The sequence below is a fragment of the Nonomuraea sp. NPDC052116 genome, from assembly GCF_040680035.1.
GTDB classification, from domain to species: domain Bacteria; phylum Actinomycetota; class Actinomycetes; order Streptosporangiales; family Streptosporangiaceae; genus Nonomuraea; species Nonomuraea angiospora_A.
The window spans coordinates 60,290-72,485 of the sequence record NZ_JBFAWA010000044.1 but is presented as its reverse complement, the minus strand read 5'-3'; the positions used below and the strand labels follow the sequence as shown (position 1 = coordinate 72,485).

Sequence of the window (12,196 nt, the reverse complement as noted above, 5' to 3'; positions counted from 1 at the left end):
TGATGACGGACATCCAACTGGTCGGCCGGCCCCGCGCGCTGATCGCGGGCAGGGCGTCCCGCCTGCGGCGGCGGATCGCCGCGGCGCGCTGGTCCTACCTGTACGTCCTGCCGATGCTGGTGCTGCTGCTGGCGTTCGTGATCTATCCGATCATCGCGTCGCTCGGCTACACCTTCTACCGGTGGGACGGGATCGGCGAGCCCGGCGACTTCGTCGGGCTCGCCAACTTCGCCCGGGTGATGACGGACTCCATCTTCTGGGGAGCCCTGCGCAACACGTTCTTCTACGTGCTGCTCGTGGTGCCCGTCCAGCTCGTTCTCGCGCTCGCGCTCGCCCTCGTGCTGAACAACCGCCGGCTGCGCGGGAGGACTCTGTACCGGACGCTCTTCTTCCTTCCGGTGGTGACGTCGGCCGCGGTCGTCGGCGTGGTCGTCCAGCTGCTCTTCTCCAATTTCGGCGACGTGGTCAACGACGTGCTGATGTCGATCGGCCTCACGGACGAGTACGTGGACTGGCTCGGCGACCCGAGTTTCGCGATGATCATCATCATCGGGGTCGGGATCTGGCACACGCTGGGCTACAACCTCGTCTATTTCCTGGCCGGTCTGCAGACGATCCCCGACGAGCTGTACGAGGCGGCGCGGCTCGACGGCGCGGGCGCCCTCGCGAGCTTCCGCTACATCACCGTCCCCATGCTCAGGTCGGTGGGGGTCGTCATCGTCCTGCTGTCGGTCATCGGCTCGTTCCAGGTCTTCGACCTCGTGCAGGTGCTCACCAACGGCGGGCCGTACTTCGCCACCGAGGTCGTGAACACCTACGTCTACCACCTGGCGTTCGGCGGGTTCGGCGGCACCGGCGTCGAGCGGGACGTCGGCCTGGCCTCGGCGGCGTCGTTCTTCTACGGGATGCTGCTCATCGTCTTCGCCGTGGCCCAGGCCCTCTTCCTGCGGGTGCTGGTCAGGCGCAGGGGAGGTCGCGCATGACCCGGCGCGCGCCGTGGCTGACGCACGCGTTCCTGCTCCTCGGCGGGATCGCCTGGCTGTACCCGTTCCTGTGGACGCTGGGCAGCTCGCTGAAGAGCACCGACGAGTTCTTCGGCCGCGGCCTGAACCCGTTGCCCGGGACGCCGCTGTGGGCCAACTACGGGCAGGCCTGGCAGGGGGCGTCCTTCGGCCAGTACTTCCTCAACACCCTCACCATCACCGTCGCCACGGTGGTCATCACCCTGCTCGTCACCGCCATGGCCGGCTACACGCTGGCCCGCACCGAGTTCCCCGGCAAGGGGCTCGTCCTGGTCGTGGTCGCGGGGACGGTGTTCCTGCCCCACGGCTACACCATCATCCCGATCTTCGACATCATGGACGCGCTCGGCCTGCTCAACAGCCTCTGGTCGATCATCATCGTGCAGTCCGCGGGCGGGATCGTCTTCGGCACCTTCCTGTTCATGGGCTACTTCCGGGCCATCGACCACTCGCTGGAGGACGCCGCCCGGGTGGACGGGGCCGGCTTCCACCAGGTCTTCTGGCGGATCATGCTCCCGTTGTCGGGTCCGATGCTGGCCACGGTCGGCCTGTTCACCGCCATCTCGGCGTGGAACAGCTTCTTCATCCCGCTCGTGTTCACCCTCGCCCGTCCCGAGCTGCGCACCCTGGGTGTCGGGATGTACGCCTTCATCGGCGAGAACTCCACCGACTGGACGCTGCTGTGCGCCGGCTCCGTCATCACGCTCGCTCCCATCATCGCGATCTTCCTGGTGCTGCAGCGGTTCTTCGTGAACGGACTCGCCGGCGCCGTCAAGCAGTGACAGAAGGGTTTCCGTGTCCCATCCCCGGGGAGCCGGTCACCCTCTCCGGTGCAGAACAGGATTGAGCAGGGTGTCCGGGACGGCTCCCACCTCGGCTCCGGGCAACCACGCACGCAGGTCGTGCCACTGGTTGTCGTTGACCGGCCGGGAGACCGTGATGTCGGCGTCCATGTAGATCACGGTCATGACCCGGCGCGGGAGGTCCGAGCGGTTCGGCGCGGCGTGGTGGAACGTCCACCCGAGGTGGTAGCTCACCTCGCCGAGCCGGTACGGCGTCTCGACCGACGGAAAGTTCCGCTCGGCCAGCGCCCGCTGCAGCTCCCGCTCGGACTCGTCGCTGATGGGCAGGTCACGGCCGTATTCGAAGCGGTGGCTGCCGGCGGCGAAGGCCAGCGGCCCCATCTCGGCCGGCGTCTCCTGCAGGGGGATCCAGACCGTCACGGTCCGGTCGCCGGCCAGCGGCCAGTAGTACTGGTCGGCGTGCCACGGGGTGAGCCCGCCGCCCGGCTCCTTGTACAGCGCCTGGTCGTGATAGAGCCGGACGCCGTCCACGCCGAGCAGCTCGGCCGCGATGCGGGCCAGGCGCGGGGAGAAGGCGAACTCGCGGACGAGGTCGCTGTGCCGCCACAGGTTGGTGACCTGGAGGAACGCCTTGCCGTACGTGTCGCGTTCGGCGAGGGGGAGGTGCTGGGTGTTCAGGTCGATGACCTTCGCGGTGATCTCGGGTTCGTACGCCGCGATCGTCCCGGCGTCCAGCACGCCGGGCAGTTTCACGAAGCCGTTGTCGTCGAAATGCCGCCGCGCGGCGGCGTCGAGGTCGTACCGGGACTCGAGATCGTGGGGTGTGATCGTCATGCGACCAGCCTCGTCGCACCCTGGTGTTCGAGCCACGAGACGGATGACCGATTCCGATACTTTCATGACGACGGAGCACTATGCGCGCGTTCTACGAGCACATCGAGGCCACCTCCCAGCTCTCTTGGACGCTGCACGTCCGCCAGGCCACGCACTTCCGCTTCGCCTGGCACTTCCACCGCGAATACGAACTGACCCTGATCACCCGCGGCACCGGCACCCGGTTCGTGGGCGACTGCGTCGAGGAGTACGGTCCCGGCGACCTGACCCTGATCGGCCCTCAGCTGCCGCACACGTACCAGTCGGTGCCCGGTCACGGCAGCCACGAGGCGGTCGTCGCCCAGTTCCGCCGGGACTTCCTGGGACGGGACTTCTTCGACCGCCCCGAGTTCGCCGACGTGACCACGCTGCTCGAACGCTCGGCGCGGGGGCTGAGCTTTCCCCCGTACGCCGTGGACCTCGGCGAGCTCGACGCGATGCCGCCGCCCGAGCGGACCCTTGCGCTGATCGACGCGCTCGTCCGGCTGGCGCGTCGCGCCGACATGCGCCCGCTGGCCGGCGACCGGTACGTCCCCTCCCTCAACGGGGCCACGCGCGACCGCATCGACGCGATCGTCCGGCTGCTCAACGAGGAGTACGCCGGGCCGGTCACGCTCGAAGCCGTCGCCCGCGCCGCCCACCTGGCCCCGGCCTCGGCCAGCCGGTTCTTCCGCCGCACCACCGGCGCCACGATCACCGGCTACCTCACCATGCTGCGGGTCAACGCCGCCTGCCGGTTGCTGAGGGAGACCGACCGCACCGTCTCCGGCATCTCCGCCGACTGCGGCTTCGCCAACCTGTCCAACTTCAACCGCCGCTTCCGGGAGCTGAGGGGCATGTCGCCACGCGAGTACCGGGCGCTCTGGCGGACCTGACAACGGGACCACGGCCGCGCGGGCCGGTCAGGGGTGGATACCGAAGGGGCCGAGCAGGCCGGTGTCGATGCGCATGAACTCCAGCAGGCCGAAGGCGTTGTCCTCGGTGAACACGTCGGCGGCGGCCAGCGTGCCGAGGTATCTGGCGATGACCGGGGCGGCGGCCTGCTGGGCGACCGCGTTCAGGTAGCCGTCGAAGATGGCCCACGCGTTGCCTGCTGAACCGTACTTGTCGAAGAACGGCGTGGGATCGAGGCCGGCGACCGTGTCACGGACGCCGGCCTGCAGGTCGGCCAGGTATCGCTGTTGCAGGTGGCCGTCGGCGCGGGTGCCGAGGCGGCCGAGGCGGCCGCCGACGAGGGTGCGCCACGGATATCTCATGGCGATGTCGTGGGCCCGCAGCCAGCCTGGGATGTCCTGGGAGACGGCGAGGTTCTTGAACGGCACCCAGCCGGGATAGAGCACGTCGACCACCATCAGGGTCTCCTGCTTGGGGGCGTAGACGAAGATGTTGTCGGGTGAGTGGTTGGGGCCGTGGTAGGCCAGTTCGAGACTCTCGCCGCCCACGCGCAGGACGTGGTGGTCGTCGAAGGTGAGTGTGGGCGCCGGCCGGTTCGGGTCCGCGTCCCGGCGCAGGAGTCTCGCGGTCTCGGTATGTCCGATGCGGATGACGTCCTTGCCGAGGATCGAGGCGGCTCCGATGTGGTCGGCGTGCGAGTGGGAGTAGACGAGGTGGGTCACCTTCCTGGGGCGGCCGTTGGCCCGGGTGACCTCCTCGATGGCGCGCAGCAGGTTGTGCCCGATGGTGGGTGGCGCGTCCACGAGGACGACGCCCTGGCTCGTGGTCAGGAACATGGCCTGGTAGGAGCCGTCGGTGACCCAGTACAGGTCGCCGTCGATCCGGCCGACGAAGTAGCCCTTGTCGTTGAGCGCCGGGCCCTTTGACGCCTCGGGGATGGGCGCGTAGTCGGGGAGGGCGCCGGATGCCGGCGCGTCGCCGGCCCCGAGCAGGCCGGCGGCCAGGGGCAGCGCCGATGCGGCGGTCGCTTGGGTGAGGAAGGCTCTCCTACTCGAGTGGACCATGGGGGTTGTCTCCATTCGGAAGTGGCCAGGGCCGGAGCCGCGACAGGCGCCGGGGATCGCGCCTGTCGCGGTTCCGGGCGGATTGGTGTCATGTGGGATCAGCCGGCGGTGCGGGCTGCCGCTGTGATGAGAGCGGTGGTGGCGTCAGGTCGGGAGATCATGATCACGTGTGAGGCTTCCCTGACTTCGCTGGTGTGCGCGCCGGCGCGCTGGGCCATGAACCGCTGGGCCGCGGGTGGGATGGCCTGGTCGGCACCGGCGACCAGGTACCAGGAGGGGATGGTCTTCCAGGCGGGCGGTCCGCTCGGGGAGCCGAGCGCGGCCAGGGCGGCCGGGCGCTGGGTGGCGGCCATCAGCGCGGTGTCGCGGGCGGGCAGGTCGGCGGCGAAGGCGGCGTGGACCAGCACCACGGTGGGTTTGGCCCGGCTCGCCGCGGTGGAGGCGGCGGCCGGCGAGGAGAGAGCCGTGACCAGGATGGCCAGGACGGCCAGCGTCACGGGCAGCAGGGTCCGGATTCCCGGCCGGGAGCGCGGAGAGGTCTGTGGGGACATGGCGGATCTCCTTGGTGGGGGTGACGTTGTCAAGCGAGGCGCTGAGCCTTTCTCCGCCCGTCGGGCAGGGCCGGGGCGCGGAGCGGCGTGGTGCGCTAAGCCGGCGGCGGAGGACCCGCCACGCGCAGGCGGTACGCCTGGGCCGAGGCGACGATGGCTTCGACGTCGAAGGAGGCCGGCACGTCGTTCACGTCGGAGATGGGCGAGCTGTTGGCGGCGAACCACTCCTCGATGCTGTTCATGTGGGTGCTCCTGATTCGGTCTTAGTCCTTCTTGAGGAAGCGCAGGAGTATGCGGGTGAGCCGTTCGGGCTGTTCCTCGAAGATCCAGTGACCGGAGTCCTCGATGATGGTCCCGGTCACATGTCTGGCGTACTTGCGGACCTGGGTGGGGACGAAGTCACCGAGGCTGCCGCGGGCGCCGATGGCGAGCACGGGCATGGTGAGCTTCTTCGCGCCGTATGCGCGGTTGTCGGCGACGTCCTCGGGGAAGGCGCGGAACCATTCGAAACTCGCGCGCAGGTGAGCGTCATCGCGCAGGTGGCGGGCGTACTCGCGGACCTGTTCGTCGCTGACGCCGTTCTTCTTGACTTCGAGGGAGTCGACGAAGCGCTCCACCCACTGCTCCTCCCTGCCGTTCACCATGCGCTCGGGCAGGCCGTTGGTGAGGCTGAAGTAGCCGAAGTTCCAGGAGCCCGGCCCCTTCGCGGTGAGGGAGGGGAAGGTGTAGAGGCTCTTGTCGGGGATGGGTGCCTCGCTGAGGACCAGCTTGGTGACGTCGCCGGGGTGGGCGGCGGCGTAGGCGTAGGCGACCATCGTGCCGATGTCGTGCCCCACGAGCCTGATGTCCCGCTGGAGACCGAGCGTGGTCAACAACCCGCGCAGGTCGGCGGCGAGGGTCTTCTTGTCGTAGCCGCTGGCGGGCGCGTCGCTCTTGCCTGCGCCGCGTAGATCCGGCGCGATGACCGTGTAGTGCTTGGCGAGTTCGGGCAGGACTTCGCGCCAGGTGTACCAGGTCTGCGGGTACCCGTGCAGCAGGACCAGTGTCGGCCCCTGTCCACCGCGCACGTAGTTGATCGCGACGTCGCCGACCTGAACTCTCTGCTCGCGGAAACCCGCCGGAATGCGCGGCTGATTGCCGATCTTCGACGGCGTCTCGGAGGCGATGGCTGTGGTGGACACCGGTGTGGCCTGAGCGGAGGCGGCAGGGGCGAGGCAGGCGAGCATGCCGACCACCGCGATCGGGATGACTCCTCGGCCGCGGATCTTCGGGTCAAGTGTGAGAGGGAGAGCGCTGGAGCGCTGGGCGTTCATGGGGCAAACCGTAGAAATCGGCTCGCTCGCCGCGCGAGCGTCACCTGACTGCGTCACCGAGCGCTACGTGACCGCGGGTCCTGTTCCAGGCCGAAGGTGAACGAAGCGGCGGCCAAGGCCGCTGTCCCGGGTCTTCCCCGTAAGATTTTGGGTGGTCTCCACCAGATCGCGGCGAAGGAGCACTCGATCACCGCACCCAGCTTCGCGGAGGTGCTGCGTCGCCATCGGCACGCGGCACGTCTGACGCTGGAGCAGCTCGCCGAGGCCTCGGGGGTCAGCGCCCGGACGCTGTCGGACATGGAACGCGGACGCAGCAAGGGACCCCAGCATCGGACCGTCAGCGCGCTGGCCGACGCCCTCGGCCTGGCAGACGCCGACCGCAGACAGCTCGTCGAGCTGGCGCGCGAGGGCCGCCTGCGCGATCGCTGGGCCCGCCCGACCGGGCTGTGCGAGCTGCCGCGCTCCGTCGACGACTTCACCGGTCGAGCCGCGGGACTGGCCTGGACCAGCGAGCTCTTACGCGCCGGGAACGCGCCGGGCGCCGCGGGTGTGGGGCTCATCACCGGTTCTGCCGGGCTGGGCAAGACCACGTTGGCCGTCCGCGCCGCCCATGCCCTGCGGCCGGACTTCCCCGACGGGGTGTTCTTCCTCGACCTGTTCGGCATGTCTCCGCAGCCCCTGCCCGTCGACGACGCCTTGGGCATGCTGCTTCGCGCACTCGGCATTGCGGATCAGCAGATCCCGGGTGACGTCGCCGGGCGAGCGTCCCTGTACCGGTCCCTGCTGCGTGACCAGCGCGTGCTGATCGTGCTCGACAATGCCGCCGCCGAGGAGCAGGTCCGGCCGCTGCTGCCGGGCGGCGGCGCGGGCAAGGCCCTGGTGACCAGTCGCCGCCTGCTGGCCGGTCTGGAAGGAGTGCGCAGACTCGGCCTCGGGCCCTTGCCTCCGCCGGAAGCCACCGAGCTGCTGACCGGAATCCTGAAAGACCGCGGCGCCTCGGACGAAGGATCGGCCGTCTGGCAGCTCGCGCAGCTGTGCGGCGGTCTGCCCCTCGCACTCCGGATCGCCGGAAATCGGCTGGTCAGCCGGCCCGGGTGGAACGCCGCCGACCTCGCCGCCCGGCTGACGGACGAGGAGCGCCGCCTGGACCAGCTCAGCGCCGGCGATCTCAAGATCGCCACCGCGTTCGGGTTGTCCTACGAGCAGCTGGCCAACGCGACGCGACGGCTCTTCCGCCGACTCGCCCTGGTGCCGGGCCGCGACTTCGACGCCACTCTGGCCGCCGTGGCGGGCGGCACGTCGATCGAGGAGGCATGGAACGCCCTCGACGAACTCGTCGACCTCGGCCTGCTGCAGGACAACGCGTCGGGACGCTACCGCTTCCACGACCTGGTCCGGCTGTTCGCCCGCGACCGGCTTCAGCAGGAGGAACCCGCGGCCGAGCGCGACGCGTTCACCGTGGCGATGACGTCGTGGCTGCTGCGGACGGCCACGACCGCCGGGCGGTGGTTCGAGCCCGGGTACGGCGATCCTGACCAGGCTGACCCCGATGCCACTGAGCTGTCCTCCCCGGAGGAGGCCGACCACTGGCTGCGCGTGAATGCGGACAACTGGCTGGGCGCGTTACGCCACGGGGCGAGCATCGGCCGGTTCGCCGCCGTCCTCGACTGCGCCGAGTCGATGGACTGGTTCTCCGACCGGTGGATGCACGCGCCGCACTGGCACGAGGTCTTCACCCTCGGTGCCGAGGCCGCCGCCGCCCTGGGCGATCCGGCCCGGCAGGCCGTGCAGCTGAACATGCTGGCCTGGGCCCATCTGCTGCCGCGAGACGACCCGGAGACCACACTGCGGTACACAGCCCAGGCGATGGACCTGGCCACCCGCAGTGGTGCCACGACGCAGATCGCCTTGGCCCACCACCATGCGGGGGGTGCGCTCCGACGGCTCGGGCGGCTCGATGAGGCCATCGCGGCGGAAACCCGGGCGGCGGAGATCTACAAGATCAACGGCGACCTCGATCGGTACTGCCACTCTCTCGGCGCCCTCGGCACCTGCCTTCGCGACGCCGGACACTACACCGAGGCGCTGGAGCGGTACCTCGACTTGTTGGCCCTGCTGAACGACGACCGGTCGAGGACGACACCGAGCGTCGCGGCGACCATCCGGCCGATCGCGCTGGCCCGCGTCGGCGAGTGCCTGGGACTGCTCGGCGATCGGGCAGAGGCGATCATCAAGCTCACCGAGGCGATCGGCCTCATGGAGCAGGTCCAGTTGGCCGTCCCGCAGGCCCGCTCCCTGGAGACGCTGGCGGCCTTGCTGGCCGAGGAGGACCGGACCGGCGAGAGCCGCCACGCCTATGCGCGGGCGGCCGAGGTGTACGAGGCCATCGGCGACGCCAAGGCGAGCAGCCGCTGCCGCGACCTGGCGAACGCCTGACGGTTTCCGCGCTACTTCTGCGTCCTGTTCTGCGTGGCCGGGCCGCGTGCCCGCGCCTTGGATGGAGAGCAGCAGGCCAGGCGCCGGGCCTGTCCGTCCAGCTCAGGAGCGACCTTGACCACAAGCCCAGCTGGTATCTCGTCGCGACCGAGGACCGGATGATCCCGCCGCCGGCTCAGCGCATGATGGCCGAACGCGCCACAGCGAAGGTCGTCGAGGTCGTCGGCAGCCACGCCGTCCACGTCCCCCGGCCCGCCGCGGTCGCCGACCTCGGCCGCGAGACCGCCGCCTGACGACACACGCACCCGCAGACCTGAGCGCATCAGTGAAAGGCCGGAATCCTCATGACCCGCGTTCCCGACGAAGGCATGGTGCTCGTCCCCGGCGGCACCCTCATCGCCGCCACACCGGTCCGCTCCTACCCGGAAACCACGTTCGCTGGACGGGACCCCGAGCGCACGCGACCATGGCTTTATATGCCAGCAAACCATCCAGGAATAGCACTTTTCGGTCGGGAGCCCGAACAGCGGCGTCTCGGCGATTTCGTGGAGGGCGTCCGCAAGAGCGGCGGGGCGATGCTGGTGCGCGGCGAGGCGGGGATCGGGAAGTCGGCCCTGTTGCTGGACACGGCGGCGGTCGCGGCCGCGCGTGGCATGCGGATCTTGCGGACGGCCGGTGTGGAATCAGAGACGCACATGCCCTTCGCCGGTCTGCATCAGATGCTGCTCCCGCTTCGTACCGAGATCAGGGAACTGCCCGCCCCGCAGCGCGACGCGCTGGGAGCGGCGTTCGGGTTGACCGACACCCGGGTGCCGGACCCGTTCCTCATCGCCCTGGCGGCGCTGAACCTCCTGGGCGAGGCCGCCGCCCGCTCGCCCGTCCTGCTCCTTGTCGAGGACGCTCACTGGCTGGACCGCGCGAGCGCCGACGTGCTCGCGTTCGTCGCGCGGCGGCTGGACTCCGAACCGATCGTGCTGCTGGCCGCGATACGCGACGGTTTCCAGAGTCCCCTTGACGGGGCGGGGCTGCCGGAGTTGCTCCTCGATCGGCTCGATGACACCGCCGCGACCGCCTTGCTGGACTCCGGCAGCCCCACCCTGGCGCCGGCGGTGCGCACACGGGTGCTGCGGGAGGCTGCGGGAAACCCCTTGGCCCTCGTCGAGCTGCCGATCGCCGCGGGCACGCGGGACGGGAAAGGGCCCCTGCCGCCGGGGTGGCTCCCGCTGACCACCCGGCTGGAACAGACCTTCACCGCCCGCATGTCGGGGTTGCCGTCGACCCTTCGGACCATGCTGCTGGTGGCCGCGCTCAACGACAGCACCGCCCTTTCCGAGACCCTCGACGCCACTGCGCTGATCACCGGTGCACCGGTCACGGCAGAAGATCTGGCTCCCGCCGTCACCGTACGGCTGATCGACGTGCACGAAGCCTCGGTCTCGTTCCGGCACCCGCTCATGCGCTCGGCGATCTACCAGGGGGCGAGCATCTCCCAGAGGCACGCGGCGCACGCCGCCTTGGCCGACGTCCTCACCGGCCGGCCGGACCGTCGCCTCTGGCACCGCGCGGCATCCACCCCCAGGCCGGATGAGAGCATCGCCGCCGAGCTGGAGACCACGGCCAAGAGCGTGCGACGTCGGGGCGACCTGTTGTCGGCCGTCGCGGCCCTGGAGCACGCGGTCAGGCTCAGCGAGAATCCCGCTCACCGGTGTGAACGGCTGGTGCGAGCCGCCGAGTACGCGGCTGAGATGGGACGGCGCGACATCGTCATGCGGCTGCTGGGCGAAGACGAGCAGCCGCAGCTGTCGGCCCAGCAGCAGGCCCGTATCGTGTGGATCCGCGAGAGCTTCCAGGACGGCATCCGTGACGACAGCGCGGCAGCGCACTCTCTGGCCGATCTCGCCGAGACGATGGCGGCGCAGGGGGACGTCGATCTCGCGCTGAAACTCCTGTCCAGTGCGTCCCTGCGATGTTTCTGGGCTCATGCTGACGAGCGGTCGCGGCAACGCGTCGTCACCGTGGCCGAGGGCCTGCCCGTCGACGATCTGGACGGACGACTGCTGACGGTCCTGGCGTTCGCGGCTCCGATCGAGCGTGGCAAGGTCGTGATCGAGCGATTACGCCATCTGGCCGCCCACCCGACCGGCGGGCGGCCGGCGGCCCGCCTGCTCGGCAGTTCGGCGTTGATGGTGGGGGCGTTCGACCTGTCGGAGGAGTTCTGCGCCGCGTCGCTACCGGCCCTGCGCGCGCAGGGCAGGCTCAGCCTCCTGACACGAGACCTCGGGGCACAGGCGTGGAGCGCGGCCCGGCTGGCCGACCTGAGCGTGGCCATCCCCGCCGCCGAGGAGGCCGCCCGTCTGGCGCACGAGACGTCCCAGCCGCTGATGCACGCCATCGCTCAGGCCTCGGGCGCGGTGCTCGCCGCGCTGCGCGGCGAGCAGGATCGCGTGGAGAGCCTCGCGATGGCGGCCGAGCAGGTGGCCCTGCCCGTCGGAGCCCGCCCCGTGCTGGCCACGGTGCAGCTCGCGCGTGGACTCGCCGCACTGGGCGAGGGACGTTACGCCGACGCCTTCGACCATCTGCGACGGATGCACGACCCCGCCGATCCGGCCTTCCACCTGGCGCTGCGCTGCTTTTCCCTGGCCGAACTCGCAGATGCCGCGGCGCACAGCGGTCAAGGTCGCGCGGTGGCCGGCATCATCGAGGAACTGGAGGCGGTGGCGCTCACCACGCCGTCGCCGTCCTTGCACGCCGACCTGCGCTACGCCCGGGCCGTCCTGGCCGATGAGGCGGCGGCAGAGCCCTTCTTCGATGCCGCGCTCGGGGCCGACCTGCGGCGATGGCCCTTCGTACGGGCTCGGGTGCAGCTGGCGTACGGTGAATGGCTGCGGCGCCAGCGGCGTACGGCCGAGTCGCGGGCGCCCTTGCGTACGGCTCGCGAGACGTTCGACGCCTTGGGGGTGATCCCCTGGAGCGAGCGAGCGCGCCAGGAGTTGCGGGCCTCCGGCGAGAGCAGCCGCGGGCGCAGCAGTGAAGCGCGCGACGTGCTGACCGCGCAGGAACTCCAGATCGCCCAGATGGCGGCCGACGGCCTGACGAACCGGGAGATCGGCGAGAAGCTCTATCTGTCTCATCGAACCGTCAGCTCCCACCTCTACAGGATCTTCCCCAAACTGGGGGTCACCTCGCGATCGGCGTTGCACTCGGCGTTGAGCACGGCCCTGCGCGTGTGACGCTCGGTGA

Annotated in this window: 10 protein-coding genes and 1 pseudogene; 6 read left to right on the top strand and 5 right to left on the bottom strand. The window is 70.1% G+C overall.

Annotated elements, in window-relative coordinates:
- Window positions 1-2 precede the first annotated feature (2 nt).
- Together AB0L65_RS53345 and AB0L65_RS53340 are read left to right on the top strand one after the other, a co-directional pair.
- On the top strand, window positions 3-983 hold the full coding sequence (locus tag AB0L65_RS53345) for a sugar ABC transporter permease (RefSeq protein WP_364263500.1): 981 nt from the start codon (window positions 3-5) through the stop codon (window positions 981-983).
- Window positions 980-1,804, top strand: a complete 825-nt coding sequence (locus AB0L65_RS53340; RefSeq protein WP_363964505.1) for a carbohydrate ABC transporter permease — start codon at window positions 980-982, stop codon at window positions 1,802-1,804. Before AB0L65_RS53345 ends, AB0L65_RS53340 begins: the two co-directional genes overlap by 4 nt.
- Window positions 1,805-1,840: 36 nt before the next feature.
- On the opposite strand, the gene AB0L65_RS53335 is transcribed toward AB0L65_RS53340, so the two are convergent.
- Window positions 1,841-2,659 carry a phytanoyl-CoA dioxygenase family protein gene (locus AB0L65_RS53335; RefSeq protein WP_364263497.1) on the bottom strand — a complete coding sequence of 273 codons (819 nt, stop codon included), beginning with the start codon at window positions 2,657-2,659 and terminating at the stop codon, window positions 1,841-1,843.
- Between the two features lie 80 nt (window positions 2,660-2,739).
- Here AB0L65_RS53335 and AB0L65_RS53330 point away from each other — a divergent pair, with 80 nt between their 5' ends.
- A complete protein-coding gene (locus AB0L65_RS53330; RefSeq protein WP_364263494.1) occupies window positions 2,740-3,573 on the top strand; it encodes an AraC family transcriptional regulator in 834 nt (277 codons plus the stop codon).
- 27 nt (window positions 3,574-3,600) lie between these two features.
- On the opposite strand, the gene AB0L65_RS53325 is transcribed toward AB0L65_RS53330, so the two are convergent.
- The 4 genes and pseudogenes from AB0L65_RS53325 to AB0L65_RS53310 all read right to left on the bottom strand — a co-directional run bounded on the left by AB0L65_RS53325 (window position 3,601) and on the right by AB0L65_RS53310 (window position 6,520).
- Window positions 3,601-4,656 carry an MBL fold metallo-hydrolase gene (locus tag AB0L65_RS53325; RefSeq protein ID WP_364263491.1) on the bottom strand — a complete coding sequence of 352 codons (1,056 nt, stop codon included), beginning with the start codon at window positions 4,654-4,656 and terminating at the stop codon, window positions 3,601-3,603.
- Between the two features lie 98 nt (window positions 4,657-4,754).
- A pseudogene (locus AB0L65_RS53320) lies at window positions 4,755-5,252 on the bottom strand (alpha/beta hydrolase); the annotation flags it as partial.
- Between the two features lie 50 nt (window positions 5,253-5,302).
- On the bottom strand, window positions 5,303-5,449 hold the full coding sequence (locus tag AB0L65_RS53315; RefSeq protein ID WP_364263614.1) for a hypothetical protein: 147 nt from the start codon (window positions 5,447-5,449) through the stop codon (window positions 5,303-5,305).
- 21 nt (window positions 5,450-5,470) lie between these two features.
- Window positions 5,471-6,520, bottom strand: a complete 1,050-nt coding sequence (locus AB0L65_RS53310) for an alpha/beta hydrolase (protein WP_364263488.1) — start codon at window positions 6,518-6,520, stop codon at window positions 5,471-5,473.
- Window positions 6,521-6,667: 147 nt separating this feature from the next.
- Between AB0L65_RS53310 and AB0L65_RS53305 the strand changes: the two genes are divergently transcribed.
- The 3 genes from AB0L65_RS53305 to AB0L65_RS53295 all read left to right on the top strand — a co-directional run bounded on the left by AB0L65_RS53305 (window position 6,668) and on the right by AB0L65_RS53295 (window position 12,186).
- A complete protein-coding gene (locus AB0L65_RS53305) occupies window positions 6,668-8,956 on the top strand; it encodes a helix-turn-helix domain-containing protein (RefSeq protein ID WP_364263485.1) in 2,289 nt (762 codons plus the stop codon).
- A gap of 158 nt (window positions 8,957-9,114) precedes the next feature.
- Window positions 9,115-9,249 carry a hypothetical protein gene (locus AB0L65_RS53300; protein WP_364263482.1) on the top strand — a complete coding sequence of 45 codons (135 nt, stop codon included), beginning with the start codon at window positions 9,115-9,117 and terminating at the stop codon, window positions 9,247-9,249.
- Between the two features lie 51 nt (window positions 9,250-9,300).
- Window positions 9,301-12,186, top strand: a complete 2,886-nt coding sequence (locus AB0L65_RS53295) for an AAA family ATPase (protein WP_364263479.1) — start codon at window positions 9,301-9,303, stop codon at window positions 12,184-12,186.
- The last annotated feature ends 10 nt before the right edge of the window (window positions 12,187-12,196 follow it).

Bases quoted from the DNA above. Each gene is read 5' to 3' on its own strand.
- AB0L65_RS53345 (WP_364263500.1), top strand. From the start codon at position 3: ATGACGGACATCCAACTGGTCGGCCGGCCCCGCGCGCTGATCGCGGGC.
- AB0L65_RS53340 (WP_363964505.1), top strand. From the start codon at position 980: ATGACCCGGCGCGCGCCGTGGCTGACGCACGCGTTCCTGCTCCTCGGC.
- AB0L65_RS53335 (WP_364263497.1), bottom strand. From the start codon at position 2,659: ATGACGATCACACCCCACGATCTCGAGTCCCGGTACGACCTCGACGCC.
- AB0L65_RS53330 (WP_364263494.1), top strand. From the start codon at position 2,740: ATGCGCGCGTTCTACGAGCACATCGAGGCCACCTCCCAGCTCTCTTGG.
- AB0L65_RS53325 (WP_364263491.1), bottom strand. From the start codon at position 4,656: ATGGTCCACTCGAGTAGGAGAGCCTTCCTCACCCAAGCGACCGCCGCA.
- AB0L65_RS53315 (WP_364263614.1), bottom strand. From the start codon at position 5,449: ATGAACAGCATCGAGGAGTGGTTCGCCGCCAACAGCTCGCCCATCTCC.
- AB0L65_RS53310 (WP_364263488.1), bottom strand. From the start codon at position 6,520: ATGAACGCCCAGCGCTCCAGCGCTCTCCCTCTCACACTTGACCCGAAG.
- AB0L65_RS53300 (WP_364263482.1), top strand. From the start codon at position 9,115: ATGATCCCGCCGCCGGCTCAGCGCATGATGGCCGAACGCGCCACAGCG.
- AB0L65_RS53295 (WP_364263479.1), top strand. From the start codon at position 9,301: ATGACCCGCGTTCCCGACGAAGGCATGGTGCTCGTCCCCGGCGGCACC.